This is a genomic window from Emcibacteraceae bacterium, assembly GCA_041396985.1.
In the GTDB taxonomy this organism is placed as follows: Bacteria; Pseudomonadota; Alphaproteobacteria; order Sphingomonadales; family Emcibacteraceae; genus Pseudemcibacter.
Genome location: JAWKXO010000003.1, coordinates 197192 through 216417, shown reverse-complemented (window position 1 = coordinate 216417; position 19226 = coordinate 197192). Strand labels below are relative to the sequence as shown.

General features: G+C 43.4%; 20 protein-coding genes. 9 read left to right on the top strand and 11 right to left on the bottom strand.

Going from position 1 to position 19226, the window contains the following annotated elements; genetic code table 11:
* Positions 1–179 precede the first annotated feature (179 nt).
* The 5 genes from R3D86_09160 (at position 180) to ppsA (ending at position 6972) form a co-directional block, all read left to right on the top strand.
* The gene (locus tag R3D86_09160; GenBank protein ID MEZ5758376.1) at positions 180–1091 is read left to right on the top strand and encodes a DMT family transporter; all 912 of its coding nucleotides are present in this window, start codon (positions 180–182) and stop codon (positions 1089–1091) included.
* Complete coding sequence (locus tag R3D86_09155; GenBank protein ID MEZ5758375.1) at positions 1088–2377, top strand: D-tagatose-bisphosphate aldolase, class II, non-catalytic subunit; 1290 nt, start codon at positions 1088–1090, stop codon at positions 2375–2377. The genes R3D86_09160 and R3D86_09155 overlap by 4 nt, the downstream gene beginning before the upstream one ends.
* Complete coding sequence (locus R3D86_09150; protein ID MEZ5758374.1) at positions 2374–3534, top strand: SIS domain-containing protein; 1161 nt, start codon at positions 2374–2376, stop codon at positions 3532–3534. The genes R3D86_09155 and R3D86_09150 overlap by 4 nt, the downstream gene beginning before the upstream one ends.
* 10 nt (positions 3535–3544) lie before the next feature.
* On the top strand, positions 3545–4498 hold the full coding sequence (locus tag R3D86_09145) for a BadF/BadG/BcrA/BcrD ATPase family protein (GenBank protein MEZ5758373.1): 954 nt from the start codon (positions 3545–3547) through the stop codon (positions 4496–4498).
* Positions 4499–4596: 98 nt separating this feature from the next.
* The gene (ppsA, locus tag R3D86_09140; protein ID MEZ5758372.1) at positions 4597–6972 is read left to right on the top strand and encodes a phosphoenolpyruvate synthase; all 2376 of its coding nucleotides are present in this window, start codon (positions 4597–4599) and stop codon (positions 6970–6972) included.
* A 5-nt stretch (positions 6973–6977) separates the two neighbouring features.
* On the opposite strand, the gene R3D86_09135 is transcribed toward ppsA, so the two are convergent.
* Genes R3D86_09135 through atpD form a run of 9 tightly spaced genes read right to left on the bottom strand, consistent with a single transcriptional unit; the run spans position 6978 to position 13451 of the window.
* On the bottom strand, positions 6978–7841 hold the full coding sequence (locus R3D86_09135) for a F0F1 ATP synthase subunit gamma (protein MEZ5758371.1): 864 nt from the start codon (positions 7839–7841) through the stop codon (positions 6978–6980).
* On the bottom strand, positions 7822–9381 hold the full coding sequence (locus R3D86_09130) for a F0F1 ATP synthase subunit alpha (GenBank protein MEZ5758370.1): 1560 nt from the start codon (positions 9379–9381) through the stop codon (positions 7822–7824). Before R3D86_09130 ends, R3D86_09135 begins: the two co-directional genes overlap by 20 nt.
* Entirely contained in the window at positions 9378–10130 is a 753-nt protein-coding gene (gene atpF / locus R3D86_09125) for a F0F1 ATP synthase subunit B (GenBank protein MEZ5758369.1), read from the bottom strand. Before atpF ends, R3D86_09130 begins: the two co-directional genes overlap by 4 nt.
* Positions 10131–10134: 4 nt before the next feature.
* The gene (locus R3D86_09120; protein MEZ5758368.1) at positions 10135–10377 is read right to left on the bottom strand and encodes a F0F1 ATP synthase subunit C; all 243 of its coding nucleotides are present in this window, start codon (positions 10375–10377) and stop codon (positions 10135–10137) included.
* A 1-nt stretch (position 10378) separates the two neighbouring features.
* Entirely contained in the window at positions 10379–11050 is a 672-nt protein-coding gene (gene atpB / locus R3D86_09115) for a F0F1 ATP synthase subunit A (protein MEZ5758367.1), read from the bottom strand.
* A complete protein-coding gene (locus R3D86_09110; protein ID MEZ5758366.1) occupies positions 11050–11322 on the bottom strand; it encodes an ATP synthase subunit I in 273 nt (90 codons plus the stop codon). The genes atpB and R3D86_09110 overlap by 1 nt, the downstream gene beginning before the upstream one ends.
* Positions 11319–11609: an AtpZ/AtpI family protein gene (locus R3D86_09105; protein ID MEZ5758365.1), complete on the bottom strand. Its 291-nt coding sequence runs from the start codon at positions 11607–11609 to the stop codon at positions 11319–11321. Before R3D86_09105 ends, R3D86_09110 begins: the two co-directional genes overlap by 4 nt.
* Positions 11593–12009 carry a F0F1 ATP synthase subunit epsilon gene (locus R3D86_09100; GenBank protein ID MEZ5758364.1) on the bottom strand — a complete coding sequence of 139 codons (417 nt, stop codon included), beginning with the start codon at positions 12007–12009 and terminating at the stop codon, positions 11593–11595. The genes R3D86_09105 and R3D86_09100 overlap by 17 nt, the downstream gene beginning before the upstream one ends.
* Positions 12006–13451, bottom strand: coding sequence for a F0F1 ATP synthase subunit beta (gene atpD, locus R3D86_09095; protein MEZ5758363.1), 1446 nt, complete (start codon positions 13449–13451; stop codon positions 12006–12008). The genes R3D86_09100 and atpD overlap by 4 nt, the downstream gene beginning before the upstream one ends.
* A 218-nt stretch (positions 13452–13669) precedes the next feature.
* Here atpD and R3D86_09090 point away from each other — a divergent pair, with 218 nt between their 5' ends.
* The 4 genes from R3D86_09090 to R3D86_09075 all read left to right on the top strand — a co-directional run bounded on the left by R3D86_09090 (position 13670) and on the right by R3D86_09075 (position 16826).
* Entirely contained in the window at positions 13670–14350 is a 681-nt protein-coding gene (locus R3D86_09090; protein ID MEZ5758362.1) for a dienelactone hydrolase family protein, read from the top strand.
* Between the two features lie 5 nt (positions 14351–14355).
* On the top strand, positions 14356–14997 hold the full coding sequence (locus R3D86_09085; GenBank protein ID MEZ5758361.1) for a phosphoribosyltransferase: 642 nt from the start codon (positions 14356–14358) through the stop codon (positions 14995–14997).
* Positions 14998–15011: 14 nt separating this feature from the next.
* A complete protein-coding gene (locus R3D86_09080) occupies positions 15012–16376 on the top strand; it encodes an erythromycin esterase family protein (protein MEZ5758360.1) in 1365 nt (454 codons plus the stop codon).
* Between the two features lie 87 nt (positions 16377–16463).
* Positions 16464–16826, top strand: coding sequence for a carboxymuconolactone decarboxylase family protein (locus R3D86_09075; GenBank protein ID MEZ5758359.1), 363 nt, complete (start codon positions 16464–16466; stop codon positions 16824–16826).
* Positions 16827–16852: 26 nt separating this feature from the next.
* On the opposite strand, the gene R3D86_09070 is transcribed toward R3D86_09075, so the two are convergent.
* Entirely contained in the window at positions 16853–18247 is a 1395-nt protein-coding gene (locus tag R3D86_09070; protein ID MEZ5758358.1) for an MBL fold metallo-hydrolase, read from the bottom strand.
* Positions 18244–19206, bottom strand: coding sequence for a TIGR00730 family Rossman fold protein (locus tag R3D86_09065; protein ID MEZ5758357.1), 963 nt, complete (start codon positions 19204–19206; stop codon positions 18244–18246). The genes R3D86_09070 and R3D86_09065 overlap by 4 nt, the downstream gene beginning before the upstream one ends.
* Positions 19207–19226 lie beyond the last annotated feature (20 nt).

Sequence of the window (19226 nt, the reverse complement as noted above, 5' to 3'; positions counted from 1 at the left end):
TTCCAGACTTTATATACTTATTGTCTATAATTAAAAGTCTGCCTATACTTATTTCCCAATCAGATTTTATAAAAAATTAGATTAACTATCTGAATTAATTATATTAAAAATTATTTTATATCCACTTATCCTGATCTCAGCAATTCTCGGGATAATGAATATAGTTTAAGGGGACAAAAGTGAATAATTCAAAAATTTGGTTGCTATATGCATTAATTACCACTCTGTTCTGGGGTGTTTGGGGTGCTTTTTCCGGACTTACGGCAGGTCATATGCCAGACACTATAATCTATATTATCTGGGCATTAACAATGATCATTCCCGCCATTTTTGTCTTAAAAATGATCAATTGGAAACTTCAGCATGATTCAAGATCAATATATTTGGGCTTCGTAATTGGACTATTGGGGGCCATAGGCCAAATGGTATTATTTTATACTTTAACAATAGGCCCGGCATATCTGATTTTTCCTATTATTGCGCTTTCACCCATGGTCACTATCATCCTTTCTCTGATCCTTCTGAAAGAACGCACAACCAAACTGGGTGCATTGGGGGTGGTTCTTGCACTCATATCACTGCAACTTTTTGAATATAGTTCCGGTGACAGCGACAATATTCACGGCATTTTGTGGTTTTTCCTGGCTTTAAGCATTTCTGCTGCCTGGGGTATCCAGGCATATTTTATGAAAATCTCAAATGAAACTATGAATGCTGAAAGTATATTCTTTTATATGATGGTTACCAGCCTTTTACTTATTCCTTTGGCAATCTGGATGACTGATTTCTCAGCTTTCATTGACTGGAGTGCCTACAAGGTTAGCTTGGCAGCTTCCATTCAAATATTAAACGCTATTGGGGCCCTTTGTCTTGTTTATGCATTCAGATATGGAAAAGCGATTGTTGTTTCGCCCATGACCAATGCTGGTGCTCCATTGATAACGGCTATTATTTCATTGGTGGCCCTAGGGATAATACCTGCACCAACAAAAATATTAGGAATTATTTTTGCTGTTACAGCTGCAATGCTGCTGGCAATAGAACCGGTTGACGAAAAAAAAGCGCCAGTGCCGGAGAAGTATGATTCATGAAATCTATTTTAGAGATTGTTAAACGCCATAAGTCAGGTCAAAAGCTTGGCATAACATCCATATGTTCTGCCAACCCATTTATTATTGAAGCAAGTCTTCGCCATGGACTAGATAAAAACAGCCCTGTTTTAATTGAAGCCACTTCAAATCAGGTCAATCAGGATGGCGGATATACCGGAATGCGTCCTGAAGATTTTATCCATTTTGTCTATAATATTGCTGATCAAATTAATTTTCCCAAAAGCAAAATTCTGTTCGGTGGAGATCATTTGGGACCAAACTGTTGGCAGACCTTTACAGCCGAAGAGGCAATGTTCAAATCTGAAATTTTAATAGAACAATATGTAATAGCGGGATTTCGCAAAATTCATCTGGACTGCTCAATGACCTGCCTTGGCGATCCTGCTATATTATCTGATGAAATTGTTGCTCGCCGTGCTGCACGGTTATGTAAGGTTGCTGAAACGGCATGGAACAATATTGGTGGAGAAGCACCCGTTTATATCATTGGCACCGAAGTTCCGGCTCCAGGCGGAGCGAAGGAAGAGCTTAATATTCTGGAAGTAACCTCATCTAGTGATGCCCTAAAAACCATCGAATTGCACAAAAAAGCCTTCAGTGGTGCAGGTCTTGAAAATGTCTGGTCCAGAGTTGTTGGGGTGGTCGTCCAGCCCGGAGTGGAATTTGACCACCATAAAGTCATTGATTATCAGTCGGAAAAAGCGGCAGATTTAAGCACTGCCTTGGATGATATAGAAACTATGGTTTTCGAGGCTCATTCGACCGATTATCAGACGGAAGAAAGTTTGAAGCAACTGGTCAAAGACCATTTTGCCATTTTAAAGGTGGGCCCGGGTCTGACCTTCGCCTTACGAGAGGTCTTATGGGCAATGGATGAAATTGAAAGTCAATGGCAGAAGATTAAAAACAAATCAAATCTACGCCAGACCGTTTTGGAAGTGATGTATAACAATCCAAAATACTGGAAATCCTATTATGCATCAGAACCGCATCAACAACTACTGGATATGCAATATAGCCTTTCAGACAGAATTCGCTATTACTGGCCGGATGAGACAATAAAGGAAGTATTGAATTGTTTGGAAAAAAACTGGAATTCAAATCCTCCCTCCCTGACACTGCTTTCACAATTTCTGCCACTACAATATCAGGCCATTAGAAAAGGACTGATAAAGAACAATTTCAATGACATTATCATTAACTATATAGGCAGTGTTCTTGATCAATATTATAATGCCTGCCATCAACTAGAGAGCAACAGATGAAATACCTAAACCTGTCCCAAGACTTGCTGTCTGAAAAAGGAGCCATTTTAACGGCCCGGGAAATAGAACAGCAACCAAATGCCTGGAAGCTCACCCAGAATATGTTAGGACTGGAAGAGAAAAAAATTCAATCATTTCTCTCACCTCTGATAAGTCAAAAAAATATTCGCATCATTTTAACCGGCGCCGGAACATCATCCTATATTGGCGCCTGTATTACCCCTATATTGTCTGAAATACTGGAACGTCAGATTGAATCAATAGCGACAACTGACATAGTATCGAACCCCAGACAGTATTTAATGGCCGACAGGCCAACTCTCATAGTTTCATTCAGCCGTTCCGGCGGTAGCCCTGAAAGCGTGGCAACCGTCGATTATGCAGATCAGATTATTTCAGACTGCTATCATCTCGTCTTCACGTGCAACAAGGATGGCGAGCTCTTTAAAAGATGTGGGGGGCACCAAAACAGTCTGGCGGTTTTGCTCCCCGACTTAACACATGATCGTAGTTTTGTGATGACGTCCAGTTATTCAAGCATGATGTATGCCGCAATATCCGTCTTTCTGGGGATAAATAACATTGTTTCCTGCACAGACACCATTATTGCTGCTGGTAATCAGGTTCTTACCCAACTGGTTCCCGAAATTGATGCTCTGGTTGATAAAAAATTTGACCGCATTGTCTATCTTGGCAGCAATGGATTTTATGGTCTTGCCCAGGAAGCCTCTCTGAAATTGCTGGAAATGACGGATGGGGAGATTATAACTATGTCCCAATCCCCACTAGGTTTTCGTCATGGCCCCAAAACCATTATTAACAACAATACCCTGGTGATCATATTCATGTCCAACGACCCGTTTACCCGCCAATATGATATGGATTTACTTCAAGAATTAAGGAATGATGGTGAAGTCGGACAGGTGATTGCTTTAACAGCCCAAAAAGATGATGAAATAACCAAAGGGGATTTCATTTTCATTGATGATATGGAGATGGAAAAGGATTTTAGTCTATTATTTCCCTATGCCATATGGGCCCAGATTTTTGCCTTTTATCAGGCCTATAAACAAGGAAATTCCCCCGACAGTCCAAGTGCCAGCGGAACTGTAAACAGAGTTGTTCAGGGTGTTACCATTCATCCTCTTAACGGGTAGGCGACAGATTATGTTTTTAGGTGTTGATAGCGGCGGAACCAAAACCGATTTCATTCTGATTAATCAGACGGGCGATATAATCGCTCTCCATACAGCACCGACCACATATTATCATGAGGTTGGTCTTGAGGCAGCAGAAGTCACAATAACGAAAGGTGTAAAAGTTGTCTGCGAGAAAGCCGGTATTATCCCTGAGAATATTACGTTTGGATTTTTCGGTATCCCCAGTTACGGTGAAGATCGGAATATTACCCCAAAGCTGGACAATTTGCCGGCAAAAATTCTAAACAAAAACCAATATTTATGTGGCAATGATATGATCTGTGGCTGGGCCGGGTCCCTTGGCGGCAAAGATGGCATCAATATTGTTGCCGGTACTGGCTCAATCGGTTATGGGGAACATAAGGGGAGATGTGCCCGTTCCGGCGGATGGAGCGAAATTTTTGGTGATGAAGGATCCGCCTATTGGATTGCCCGTGAGGGACTTACCCAATTTACACTAATGGCTGACGGCAGGGCAAAAAAAGGACCTTTGTTTGATATTATTATGAAGCAGCTTGACCTGGTTGAACCGATAGACCTGATCGGACGCATAATGAGCGACTTTAATAATGAACGCAGCAAAATTGCCAGTCTGGCCCAACATGTTTTTGAAGCGGCGAAAGCCGGCGATATAACCTCTAAAGAAATTTATAATGCTGCTGGAAAAGAGCTCTCATCAATTATTGAAGCAATTCGAATGCAGCTTGACTGGCCGAAAGACGACATTATTCCTGTTTCATACTCAGGCGGCGTTTTTAACGCAGGGGATTTAATCCTTAAGCCTCTAAAAGATAATTTAATCACACAATATGACGATTATCAACTTATGGAACCTGCCTATAACCCGGTAATAGGCGCTGCATTATATGCTGCAAAATCTGTCAATATGCCTGTCTCTATAAAAGCCCTTAGTAGCAATTAAAAATTAAATCATTCATAATTTGATCCATGTCATAATATTTCAATATGGAATGGATTAGACTGGTGGTATATCTCATTCATATTATGGAGCAAAGTAAGATGATACCTTTAACGCTTCAGTTCACAGAAATTGGCTTGAACGACATTCCAAAAGTGGGTGGCAAGAACGCCTCACTGGGAGAGATGATCCAAAACATATCCAAACTGGGCATTCATGTTCCCCACGGCTTTGCTCTTACCACACAGTCATATTGGTTATTCATAGAAAAAAATAAATTAAAGGAACCAATACAAAAACTGCTGAAAAGCCTGGAAAATGGCAACCTTACACTGGAACAGACCGGAAAAAAAATCAGAAAGCTTATTTTAGCTGGAAAAATGCCTGATGAAATAATAACTGAAGTCAGGCAGGCCTATTCAGATTTATGTAAATCTGCAAATAAAACAAAGGCAAATGTTGCTGTCAGAAGCAGTGCCACCGCAGAAGATCTTCCCGATGCCAGTTTTGCCGGTCAGCATGAGAGTTTTTTGAATGTGAAGGGTTTTAATAATCTTATTGAGGCCTGCCAGAAATGCCTGGCATCCCTTTTTATGGACCGTGCCATTACCTATCGAACCCTTAATAAAATAGATCATATGAAAGTGGCTTTATCCGTCGGTGTACAAATGATGGTTGAAGCCTCCGGCTCCTGTTCAGGCGTCATGTTTTCCATTGATACTGAAACCGGGTTTCCCGATGTGGTAATCATAAATGGCGCATGGGGACTTGGAGAAGGAATCGTATCGGGTGCCGTCGATCCAGACGAATATATAGTTTATAAACCGTTTCTATCCGATCGAAAGCTAGCGCCAATTTTACAAAAGAAAGTCGGATCAAAACTGACCAAAATTGTTTATAGAGAAAAAGGCAAAGACGGCACCAAGTCTGTTGCCACTAAGAAAAAAGAAAGAAAATCATTTGTTTTAAATGATAAGGAAATTCTGACCCTTGCCAAAGCCGCCAGGCATATCGAAGCCCACTATAAGGTACCAATGGATATGGAATGGGCAAAGGATGCGGATAATGGACGCCTTTATCTTTTACAGGCCCGCCCCGAAACGGTACAGGCAAGGAAAAAACTGGGGGAAATATGGTCATATAAATTAAAGAAAAAAGGTGACGTCCTGGTTCAGGGCGTAAGCATCGGTGAGGCGATTGCATCCGGTAAAGTCTGTATCCTGAATGATATATCTGAAGCCGATAAATTCCCGGAAGGGGCTGTTCTCGTCGCCCCAAAAACAGACCCTGATTGGTTACCGGTTATGAAAAAAGCCAGTGCCTTGATCACCGATCATGGCGGCAGAACATCACATGCCGCAATCGTCAGCCGCGAACTCGGTCTGCCCGCTGTGATCGGAACGGGCAACGCCTGTAAAACACTTAAAAATAATCAGGAAGTCACCGTTTCCTGCGCAGAAGGGGAACATGGATTTGTTTATGCCAGGAAACTACCATTTGACAAAGAGCACATTACCTATGAAGGTTTGCCCAAGACAAAAACTAAACTGATGCTCAATATAGCAAACCCCTATGAGGCCCTCAGATGGTGGAGAATGCCTTCCGATGGTATTGGTCTTGCAAGGATCGAGTTTATTATCAGCAATAATATAAAAATTCACCCTATGGCCCTAATCAATATGGATAAGGTAAAAGGCAAAAACGTCCGCAAACAAATTTTGGAAATGACAGCTAATTACGCAAAAAAAGAAGATTATTTTGTAGAAAATCTGGCCCGGGATATTTCCCTGATCGCTGCCAGTCAATATCCGAAGCCGGTAATCGTCCGCTTTAGCGATTTTAAAACAAATGAATATTCAAACCTTATTGGCGGGGCCGCATTCGAGCCAACAGAAGATAACCCGATGATCGGCTGGCGCGGCGCCAGCCGGTATTATGATGAAAATTATCGGGACGCCTTTGCCCTGGAATGTCGGGCGATCAAATATGTAAGAGAAAAAATCGGCTTTAAAAATGTCATCGTGATGATCCCTTATTGCCGCACTCTGGGCGAAGCAGATGCGGTCTTAAAGGAAATGAAAAAACAGAGCCTGATACGCGGGCAAAATGGACTTGAAGTCTATGTCATGGCTGAAATTCCGGCCAACATCATCCTTGCAGAAGATTTCGCAGACCGGTTTGACGGTTTTTCAATTGGCAGCAACGACCTTACCCAGTTAACGCTTGGCATTGATCGGGATTCACATAAACTATCGTCCATCTTTAATGCTGCCGATCCGGCGGTCGTATCCAGCATCCGAGATTTAATAAAACGCGCCCACCGCAAAAAAACAAAAGTCGGACTTTGCGGTCAGGCCCCCAGTGATCATCCGGATTATGCCCGGATTTTAGTGGAAGCGGGAATTGACAGTTTATCGGTAACGCCCGACAGCTTCATATCCGTAAAGAAAATTATGGCCAAGGCCGAAACTGGGTAGGTAATCTATTCTGAAACCGAATTCAGTTTATTTTCTTTCTGGGCTTTAAAGCCGGTTATTATATCAAAAAGCTCTGTTGTGATCTCTTCCTGATATTTCTGGTGTGACAACAGGCTCAGCTGATCATATTTTTTGGAAACATTATGGTAGACATAATCCATTGAATTCATTCTGACGATATTTTCCGCATGCAGACTTTCCATAACCGTGCAGCCAATGGATGCCATTATATATTCTTCAATCAGATAGCCCAGAATATCCTTTGGCGGCATATTAAGAAGGGGGACATCTTCCGGTGTTTCCTCCTGTTCTGATTTAAGCGTCTCAATAGGAAATAGCTGACGGAGCCTTATTGCCGTTTCGATGGCCCCTTTTTTTTCAGTATAAAGAAGTTTAATTGAACTGATGCCATCATTCACGGCCTCAAATATATAGCTCGAAATGTCACGGGCTGTATGTTGCACAGAATTATGATCATTGCTCATTTTGAGCACCCAATCGGGTTTAATATTCAGTTCTTCCGCCAATGTCACCCCGCGCGTTCCCACCAGCCCTATTTCAAAATCTACTCGGTCAATTTTACTGACTTCTTCCAGTATTCCACGGTTAAATCCACCGACAAATCCATATTCCGAACAGAATATGATCAGAAGATTCCTGTTTTTATCCTTGCTTGCCGCAATTGGAATTTCAGCCAAACTTCTGAATCTGGCAATTGAATCCAGGGTGCTATCTCGATATTCGCGCATACCTTTTAGCGGATTTAACGTTTGCTGAACCCGAAGCGCCGCCATTGACCGCAATGCAGATACAATGCTTCTTAATTTTCCTATGCTTTCCTTACGCTTCTCAAGTTTGAGATGGTTCATGTTCTTCACTCGCGTAGGAATTAAACCCTTTGGCATAATGGGTTAACTGATCCAGTAAAATTTCCCGATCTTCCGGTTTAATAATATCAGCATCAATTATTTTACTGGTAATTGTCATGGCATTTTCTTTTATCCAGGACCCCAAGCCATTTTTAAAACGCTCAACATCCTCAAGGCTAAGTCTGTCGAGCAACATTTCCTTTAAAGCAAAGAGGATACAGATTTGTTCAGCCAGAGTGACCGGGTTATACTGCCTTTGTTTTAAGACGGCGCGAATTCGCCTGCCATGCCTGATGGTTTTTAGTACATGCTCGTCAACCGCAGAACTGAACCGTGTAAATAGTTCCAGTTCCTGAAACTGGGCAAAATCAATTTTAAGACTTTTTACCAGATTTCGTATCACGCCTACCTGCGTTTTTCCGCCCACCCTTGAAACACTTAAGCCGACATTGACAGCCGGTTTTGATCCTTCATTGAAAAGCTTTGGTTCCAGATAAATCTGCCCATCGGTAATGGAAATTAGGTTCGTTGGTATATAGGACGACAAATTCCCCGATTGGGTTTCGACAATAGGCAGGGCCGTTAAAGAGCCACCACCATTCTCAGCGTTCATTTGCGTTGCCCTTTCAAGAAGCCGTGCATGAATATAAAAAATATCACTTGGATAGGCTTCCCTTCCAGGGATATAGCCAAGCAATAAAGCAAGCTCCCTGTATGTTGCTGCATGCTTGTTCATATCATCAAGCACAACCAGTACATCCCGTCCCTGATCGACAAAATATTCTGCCATGCCGAAAGCACCATAGGGGGCCAGCCACTGCATTCCCGGACTGCTGTCCGCCAGCGCCGCGACAAAAATACAGTTATTGATATTTCCGTTTCTTGTGATTGCCTCGATAACTTTTTTGATAGATGAGCTTTTTTGACCGATGGCAACATATATACAGATCACATCGGTATCACGCTGATTTATTATGGTATCGACGGCAACGGTTGTTTTGCCCGTGCCGCGATCCCCGATAATTAATTCCCTTTGGCCGCGTCCAAGCGGTATCATCGCATCAATGACCGTGATACCGGTTTGCAGCGGTGTGCTCACCAGATCCCTGTCCACTATCGGCGGGGCTGGCCTTTCGACCTCCCTATAATCTTTCGCTTCAAATTCCGGACCGTTATCAAGCGCTTGTCCCAAAGGATCCAATATCCGGCCCAATAATTCATCACCTACCTTTGTGCGGGCGACTTCGCCTGAGCCTAAAACAACGGAACCTGCACTTATTCCATCCTGGGGGCCCAGCAGAATACAGCCGAATTTTGCCGTCTCAATGCTCATAACCATGCCTTCGACACCTGTCTCAAAAATGACAAGCTCATTAAGCCGGACTTTTTTTAACCCTGAGACAAAGGCGACACCATCGCCAATGCTGATCACCTTTCCTCTTTGTTTAAGGCGGGGACCAAACTGCAAGGTTGAAGTAATATCACTGGCTTCGCCAAGCCATTCATTCAGATCAGATGAAAGCCCTACTTCCTTATTCATTCACCACCCGCCCGTTTGTCCAGTTCAAATTTTGCCTGTTCCAGAATATCATTCCAGTTAAAGCTTAAAAGTCCGTCCGGAAACTGAAGATTAACCCCGGCAATCAGTTTCTTATCCACACTGAAACTAAGCTTTACCTTGCTCTCAAATATTTCCTGAATGGCATCCTGCCATTTTTTCTTCATCTGCGATTGCAACTTTTCCGCAGATATTATTGTCAACATGCCATCCTTTAGCTGGTCCTGAAGATTTTTAAATTCGGAAACGGGTAGCGCTTTTAAATGGTTTTTAACCTTGTCGAGAAAATATTCGTCAATATACCCGTTCGCACTTTCTGCCAGAATTTGACGACTAAGAGAAATAGCCAATTCAGTGGCACCACGACGTATTTCCGATTTTGCTTTGTTTTTTTCTCTTTCAATATCCCGCTTGGTCAGATCACGCATATGAGCAATTTCACTTTGACCCTGTATGATAAGATCGTCATAAGCTTTGGATTCAGCAATACGCGCATCAGCAATTATCTGCTCACGCTCCGCTTCAATCTCATCAGTTTTCTGTTTAAACTGCGCCGCTTCATTTTCAGCATTCTTTTTAGCACGGTCGGCCTCATCCTGTGCCGCCCTGATCCCGGCCTGACGCCGCTCAATTATTTTCGCCACCGGTGTATAGAGGAAAATTTTAAGCAGCCATACCAGTACAAGAAAATTGACAGTCTGTAAGCCAAATGTCCAAAGATCAAACTGCATTATGTTACCCGACAAACGGATTTGCGTATAAAAGAAGCAAACCGATAACGAGGCAATAAATCGCCGTTGTTTCAATCATCGCCAGTCCAACAAACAGGGTTCTGGCAAGTGGCCCGGCGGCTTCCGGCTGCCTGGCGATGGCATCCATCGCCTTTCCAACGGCATAACCCTCACTCAAAGCGGGGCCAATGGCGCCGGCAGAAACGGTAAATCCCGCCACAATAATACTAATTAAATCCAAATCCATTTTAGTCTCCTTTATTATCTTCTGCTATTGCCGCGGCAATAAAAACGGTTGCCAGGATAGTAAAAATATATGCCTGCAATATGCTGATAAGCACATGTAATATCATAAGCGGAATGGGCACCAATAACCCCACAAAGGCCAGAATAATCCCCATTAAAAACTGGCCGCTCATCATATTTCCAAAAAGCCGGATCATCATCGAAAAAGTTCTTGTTATCTGGGATAAAATTGTAAAAGGCATCAATATGATATTTGGTTCGGTAAAGCTTTTTAAATAGCCGAACAATCCTTTTGATTTAATTCCCACATAGTGAACACTGAAAAATGTTATCACGGCAAGGGCGGCCGTTGTCTCAAGAACGGCAGTTGGTGATGAAAGGCCCGGCACGATATCAATAAGGTTCGCCAGACATATAAAAATAAAAAGTGTTGCGATCAGGGGGAAAAAATGAACCTTTTTTTCATCAATGATCTGGGTAATCTGATCATCAATGCCGGTTATTAAAATTTCAAGCACTGATTGCCAACGTCCGGCAGAAACCTTCAACCCTCGACAGGACAACCAGGACAACAGGGCAAGAAAAATAATAATTCCCCAAGTGGTTAGCACTGCCATACTGATCGGAACCGGGCCAATCATAAAAACGATATGGGGGCTAAACGGATTTCCCATCACACTTCCTTTTTAATTAAAAAGCGGGTGAAAATCAGGCGACTGAGTAAAAACCCGCCGAAACTGGCAAGCAGGGCTAGAGCTCCAAATTTGGTAATATACCAGAAGGCCAGAAAAATAACCGCAAACCGGGCAACATGCAGCAAAATAGCCAATCCTTTTTTACCATCCTTCAGGTAATAATCACTGTTTAATTTCAAGAGCCAGAAAAAAAATAAACCAAGGGTAAACCCTGCAATTAAAGCAATGATAGTTATTGATATCGGGTTCATTTATTTTCCTCTTTAATTCGTTTCCATCCAAGCCAGACACCAAAAGAAACACCAAGCAAAATACAGGCCCCCGTCCAGAATATCCCGCTTGCAAACTTTGCATCCAGCCAGCGGCCCAGAAAAATTCCCGCCACAGCCGGAAGCACCACCAGCCAGCCGACAGAGCCCATTAAGGCCAGATTCTGGCCGATAGTCCGCTCGCCTTCACGTTCGGCAATCTGCGAAATTCTTTCACGGCGCTTTACGCTCTCATGCAGGTCCTCATTCTGTTCAGGTCGAAGTGTCAAACCGTGTCTCCTGAAGCAAATATTTCTGAATATTTCTTATGGCCTCTGCCTGCATTATTTCCTGTGAGACTCTTGTTTTTTCTTCCTGTTCCTCATCAAAATAATATTTGACCAGCGTTCTGCTCTTTAAGCTTTCCAGATCGGTTCCAATTACAGCTTCGCGCGTGGCGATTAAAATTTCACTTCCCTTTGTGACGGATAATAATCCCTTGCATACGGCGCAGTAATTTGTTCTCCCACTTTCTCCCTTCCAGCTTACCACTGAAATATCAAGAACCGTTATAAAATCGGCATGTCCAGGCATAATGCCAAAACTTCCCGTTTTATCCTCGGCCTTAAGCGATAAGACTGTTTCACTATCAATAACAATGCCCATTGGTGTGGTTATGGTTAGCTTCATTTACCTGCCTCTCTTTTAAGGTGAAGATATTTTTCATGAGCCTCATCAATTGTCCCGATCATATAAAAAACATTTTCCGGCCAGCTGTCACATTCACCGCTAAGAATGCGCTGTACCCCGGCAATCGTATCTTCAAGACTTACTGATTTGCCCGGCATGCCCGTAAAAGGCTCCGTTACATTAAACGGCTGGGTTAAAAAGCGGATAAGTCGCCTCGCCCTGTAAACTGCCCGGCGATCATCAAGGCTTAATTCATCAATCCCCAGCATTGCAATGATATCTTCCAGTGAACGGTAATGCTCTATAGCCTTGCGCACATCCTGTGCCGCCACATAATGTTCTTTACCGACGATCATAGGATCCAGCAGTGCCGATGAGGATGAAAGCGGGTCAATCGCCGGATAAAGACTTTCCGATGCCATATCACGCGAAAGGACAATGGACGAATCCAGATGTGTGAAAATTTCTGTAACCGCCGGATCAGTAAAATCATCTGCAGGAACATAGACAGCCTGGATTGAGGTGATTGATGCGCCTGAGGATGATACAATTCTTTCCTCAAGATCGGCAATTTCACTGGCCAGTGTCGGCTGATATCCGACCCGGGATGGCAGACGGCCAAGCGCCCCTGAAATTTCGCTTCCTGCCTGAACAAATCTGAATACATTATCCATCAGAAGCAACACATCACTGTGATCAACATCCCTGAAATATTCGGCAATGGTGATTGCTGTCATACCGACACGCCATCGCGCTCCCGGCGGTTCATTCATTTGGCCAAAGACCAGAGACACCATATCCAGAACGCCGGACGCTTTCATTTCCTGCAGAAGCTCATGACCTTCCCTTGTCCGCTCCCCAACCCCGGCAAAAACTGATATGCCGGATTGTAGGGTCGACATATTTCTGATGAGTTCCATGATCAGGACGGTTTTTCCAACACCCGCTCCACCAAACATTCCGGCTTTGCCACCCTGCACCAAAGGTGACAAAAGGTCGATAACCTTAATACCGGTATGATACATTTTTTGCGATAAATTCTGTGAAATCAACAAGGGAGATTTTCTATGAATTGGCCATCGGGTAATTGTATTTGGAAATGCGTCTTTCTGATCAACGGGCTGCCCCAGAATATTGACCATGCGTCCTAAGACATCTTTTCCCACAGCAACCTCAATCGGCCCGCCGGACGCAATAACTTTATCGCCCCACTTGATACCTGCCGTATGCTCCATTGCCACCGCACGAACGGTATCTTTGCTTAAATGCTGCTGAACCTCCAAAATTAAAGGGTGGGAACCATCCCATAACACCTTGAGAGCATCATTAATTTCCGGCAGAGCACTATCCTCAAAACGGACATCAACAACGGACCCCATTGCACCGACCACCCATCCTTCCAGATGGAGAGAATTAACCGTCTTTTCATTCAGAATAGCCATTTATAATCTTTCTACATTACAGATCAATTTATGACATGTGCTGATCAACTTCATTGATTATAGTCAAATACTCCTCAATCCACCAATTTTAAAATTTCATTATTCACCGCAAGAATTCCAAAACTAATCAATGCCAGATTTGATTGATATCAATGAAATTTGTTGAAAATCGGTATATACTTGTTTTTCTGTTGTGGTTATTGAACCCGGAAAATATTGTGATAAATTCAGATATTGTCAACTCTAATGGCTCCGTCAAGGATATGACGGTGGACGTTCCTCTCAATGGGATTACATTGGGGGGCAGACTTTCTGTACCCCCGAATGCCAGAGGGATTGTTATCTTCGCTCATGGAAGCGGCAGCAGCCGCTTCAGTTTCCGCAACTGGTACGTTGCAGAAATGCTTTATGAACATAATATAGCATCTCTGCTAACTGACCTTTTATCTCCTGAAGAGGAAGAAATTGATCTAAGAACACGCCATTTACGGTTTGATATCCCTATGCTTGCTGACCGTCTTGTGCAAATAGCCGATTGGGTAAAAAGAAGCGCCGTTACCAAGAACCTGAAAATGGGATATTTTGGCGCCAGCACAGGTGGCGGCGCAGCTTTGATAGCAGCCGCGCAGCGACCCGGTGATATTGCCACCGTTGTTTCCCGCGGCGGGCGTCCAGACCTTGCCGGAAAATTTCTGTCTGGCGTCAAAATTCCTGCCCTTCTCATTGTAGGTGAAAATGATCCCGAGGTCTTAAAACTAAATGAAGAGGCATTAGACGACCTAAATGATGAATCTCGCCTGTTCATCATTCCCGGGGCAACACACTTGTTTGAGGAGCCGGGCACACTTCATATGGTGGCCCAAATTGCGGCGGACTGGTTCAAAAAATATATAGGATAAATTATATGCATTTTCTAAACAGAGCCCATGCCGGAAAAGAACTTGCAAAAGCATTATCCGCTTATTCCCAAACACCGGATACTATTATTCTCGGGCTGCCGCGCGGGGGGGTTCCAATTGCCTATGAAATTGCCAGAGCTTTAAGTCTGCCATTTGATATTCTCCTTGTAAGAAAGCTTGGCGTGCCAGGTCATGAAGAACTGGCAATGGGTGCGATTGCTGAAGGTAATATCCTTTACATTAATCAGGATATTATAAGCAGCCTTCAAATTCCCCACACTGCAATTGAGGGGGCTATAGTTCGGGAAACGCAGGAACTTAAAAGGCGTAGCCAGCTCTATCGTTCTGGTCGACCCTCACCCAATTTAAAAGGGATGACGGTTATTATTGTCGATGACGGACTAGCCACCGGAGCCACAATGCATGCGGCCGTAATGGCTTTAAAGCAGACAGATATCAAAAAAGTTGTCGTCGCGGTACCGGTGGGCGCCGTTGATACAATCAGGAAAATGGAAGATATAGCCGATAAGGTAATATGTCTTTTTACGCCTGATCCATTTTACGGTGTTGGCAACTGGTACAATGATTTCTCACAAACAACGGATCAGGAAGTACAGGAACTTCTCACTTTGAATTCAGATAAATGAAAACGGGATAGAAAATGGAAATAAATGAAAATGATGCCTTTTTGATATCCGCTATTGAAAAATGCGCCTATCCTGCCGGTGAAGCCACTGACGAATATGACAGCATTATTGAAGCTTCCTCAGATAAGCAATTTGTTCTCATTGGCGAGGCTTCACACGGCACCGAGGAATTTTATCGTACGCGCTCAGAAATCAGCCAGAGATTAATTGAAGAAAAGGGGTTTGATGCCGTTGCCGTAGAAGCAGACTGGCCGGATGCCTATGCTGTTAACCGTTTTGTCTGTGACTTAACTCAACCTTCAACTGCAGAGGAGGCATTGTCACGATTTGAACGCTTTCCCACCTGGATGTGGGCCAATTATGAAATTCTTCATTTTATAAAATGGCTAAGGGCTTTCAATGAAATGTTTCATAAAAAAACAAAGTCCGTTGGCTTTTACGGTCTGGATCTTTATAGCATGAATACTTCCGTAAATGCCGTTATTGATTATCTGAAAACAATAGATATTGATGCCGCAGAGCGAGCAAGGCAGCGTTACAGCTGTCTCGAATATTTTGCAGATGAAAAGCAAACCTATTCCTATGAACTAAAAAAGGCTGTTGCCAAAAGCTGTGAAAAGGAAATCATTGACCAGCTGATTGATCTAAGAAAAAAAGCATATCATTATCTGCAGCGGGATGGTCTGATTGCTGAAGATGAATATTTTTGCGCAGAACAAAATGCACGCCTCATCAAAAATGGGCAGGAATATTATAGCAGCATGTTTGCAAGTGAAGTTACGCCGCGCCCTAATTTATGGAATTTGCGTGACCGTCATATGTTTGGAACCCTTGAAAATCTAAAAAAACATTTAAGCAACCAGCTTGGCAGGAAAGCTAAAATAATTGTCTGGGCCCATAATTCACACATCGGTAATGCTGCTGCTACTGAGATGTCCCATAGGGGCGAATATAATATTGGTCAGATGGTCAGGCAAACTTATCAGGATCAGGCATTGCTTGTCGGTTTCTCAACGGCCAGGGGAACGGTTACCGCCGCTTCCAACTGGTCTATGCCTGCGGAATGTAAAAAAATACGTCTCCCAATACCCGGCAGCTATGAAGATATTTTTCATAAAGTGAACAAAAAGAATTTCCTTCTGGATCTGAGGGAAAATAACAACGCAACCGATAAGCTTTATTTGCCCAGGCTTCAGAGAGCCATAGGGGTTATTTATCGTCCGGAAACGGAAAGACAAAGTCACTATTTCCACGCTGTTCTTCCCGCACAATTCGACTTTATGATTCATTTTGACGAAAGCAACGCCCTTGAACCCATGGATGTCGGCTCACAATGGCAACGTATAGAGCAGGATGAGACTTTCCCCAGCGGACTTTAGATAAAAGCTCCCTACTGAAAGGACAAATTGATTTTTTAATATTTCATAAAACAGATTTTTAAACCATAGACAATATAGGAGCTAGAAATGACATTATCCAACACCCCATCCTATCCGGCACAGCTTAAACATATCGGAGAATGCCAGAAAAAACTTTCTGAAAGCCAACCAAAAATTCTGGATGCTTTTGATCAACTGCATCGTGCCAGTATTGCTGACGGCGCTCTAAATAAAAAAACCAAGGAGCTTATTGCACTAGCCATTGCGGTAGTTTCCCGTTGTGATGGCTGTATCTCATTTCATACGCATGATGCTCTGGAGGCAGGCGCCAGTGAACAGGAAATAACAGAGGCGCTCGGCATTGCCATTCTTATGGGCGGCGGCCCTGCCATGGTCTATGCCACTCATGTAATGGATGCTATGAGCGAATTTAAAGCATTACAGAAATAACCGTTATTTATATTCAGGTCGATTTATTATAGATCATAACTCTGATGAAGTTTTGGAATTTCGACTTTTTTGCCTTTTAATTTTTTGGCAAAAATATGCATGGTTTCTTCTTCACCGTGAACAAGGAATGTTCTTTTTGGGTTTCCGGTTTTATCATGCCAGGCAAGCAGCTCCGCCTGATCAGCATGGGCAGAAAAACCGCCAATCGTATAAATATTGGCCCGTACCGGGATCATTTCACCATAAATTTTGACATGCTCTGCCCCATCAACAATTTTTCTCGCCAACGTCCCTTGCGCCGCGAACCCAACAAAAATGATACTGCATTCCTTGCGCCAGATATTATGTTTCAGATGATGCCTTACCCTGCCCCCCGTACACATACCGGAACCAGCAAGGATAACCGCACCACTGCTGATCTGGTTTATTGCCATGGATTCAGCTGTTTCCCGCGTAAAATGAAGTCCCGGCAGCCCGAACGGATCATTGCCATTTCCTGAAACCGCCAGCGTTTCACTGTCGAAACATTCAGGGTGACGTTTAAAAATTTCAGTTGCAGATATCGCCATGGGCGAATCCAGAAAGACAGTAATGAAATGGGCAAGGCGTCTGTTTTCAACACCCTCCCGCAGATAATAAAGTATTTCCTGAGCCCGCTCCAACGCGAAGGTCGGGATGACCACATTGCCACCTCTGCCAATGGTTTTATTAATGGCATCATAAAATTCATCTATGGTCGGCTCGAGTTTCTTATGAAGCCGATCCCCATATGTGGTTTCAATAACGACCGTATCGGCATCGGGTGGTGTTGCCGGGTTACGGAGTATGGCCCGCCCACTATACCCCAGATCCCCTGAAAACAGCAGCCGATGCTTTTTTCCCTGTTCCTCAAGTTCCAGGAATATACTGGCGGATCCAAGGATATGCCCCGCATCCAGAAATGTTGCCCTGACTCCCGCCGCAAGCTGAATACCCTCGTTATAATCCGCCTGTCTGCCAAAATAATTAAAACTATTGAGCACATCCAGTGTCGTATAAAGCGGTTCAATTTTATTTGTTTTCTTTCCACCCTGCCGATTTATTTTTCTGATTTGATAACGGGCCTCCTCCTCCTGCAAGCCTGCAGAATCAAGCAAGACTAGTCGGGCCAGTTCCACGGTTGCCGCAGTCATGATAATTTCACCTCTAAACCCGCGTTTGACAAGCAGGGGAATACGACCGCAATGATCCAGATGTCCATGTGTTAGAAGAAGATAATCAATATCGGAAGGATCAAATCCAAAATCCTTGGCATTTTCCTGAACCAATTCATGTCCACCCTGATAAAGGCCGCAATCAACCAGAATTTTTTTTCCGCCGCATTCAACCAAATGACACGAACCGGTCACATTGCGGTCAGCACCGTGAAAAGACAGTTTCATTGACTATTTCCTATTATTGTTTCACCATTTTGCTCATGCCAGCATAATAATCCATCCCATATATCTCTTGCTGTTTCAGCATACCAGAAAAGGTCTCTGTCTTCTTCATCTATAACGCCTTCTTCGACCATGAAGTCTATATCAAAAACCTTGCGCCAATAGGCTTCACCGACAAGAACCACAGGAAGCGGTTTGATTTTACGGGTCTGAATTAACGTAAGTGTTTCAAAAAGCTCATCCATTGTTCCAAAACCACCAGGAAAAGCAATCAACGCCTTTGCCCGCATGAGAAAATGCATTTTGCGTAATGCAAAATAATGAAACTGAAAACAAAGCTCTGGTGAAACATAAGGGTTTGGAAACTGCTCATGTGGCAGATTAATATTTAAGCCAACGTTTTTTGCCCCCGCTTCACTAGCCCCTCTATTTGCTGCCTCCATTATACCGGGGCCGCCGCCTGTTACAATTACAAGACTCGTATCTTTTGGGCCATTGCCAAAAGAAGCAACAAGTCGTGAGAATTCACGGGCAATTTCATAATAGTGACATTTTGCCTGAATGCGTTCAGCTATCAATAAACGCCTATGTAATTCTTCATCATCAGGTGATTTTGATATTTCATCTCTTAATTGTTCAACATGTTGTTTAGCTGCAGCTGGTTCAACAATTCTTGCACTGCCAAAGACTACTATTGCTGATTTTACACCATTTTCCTCTAAGACTTTGTTCGGCTTTATATAATCGAGCATCAAACGCACACCGCGCATATCATCGCCGTTCAGAAAATCCAAATCCTCGATGGAAGGTCTGTATGATGGACTATTCAGTAAAGCTTCAATTTTTGCCGGACCTTCAGGATCTTCTGATTTTGGTTTTGGCTGATACCCTGGTAAAGGCTCTTTTCGCTCGAGCGGATGTGCCGGTGTCGGCACCTCATCTCTTATATTTTTTTTTATCAATCCTGGCCTACCTGTCATTC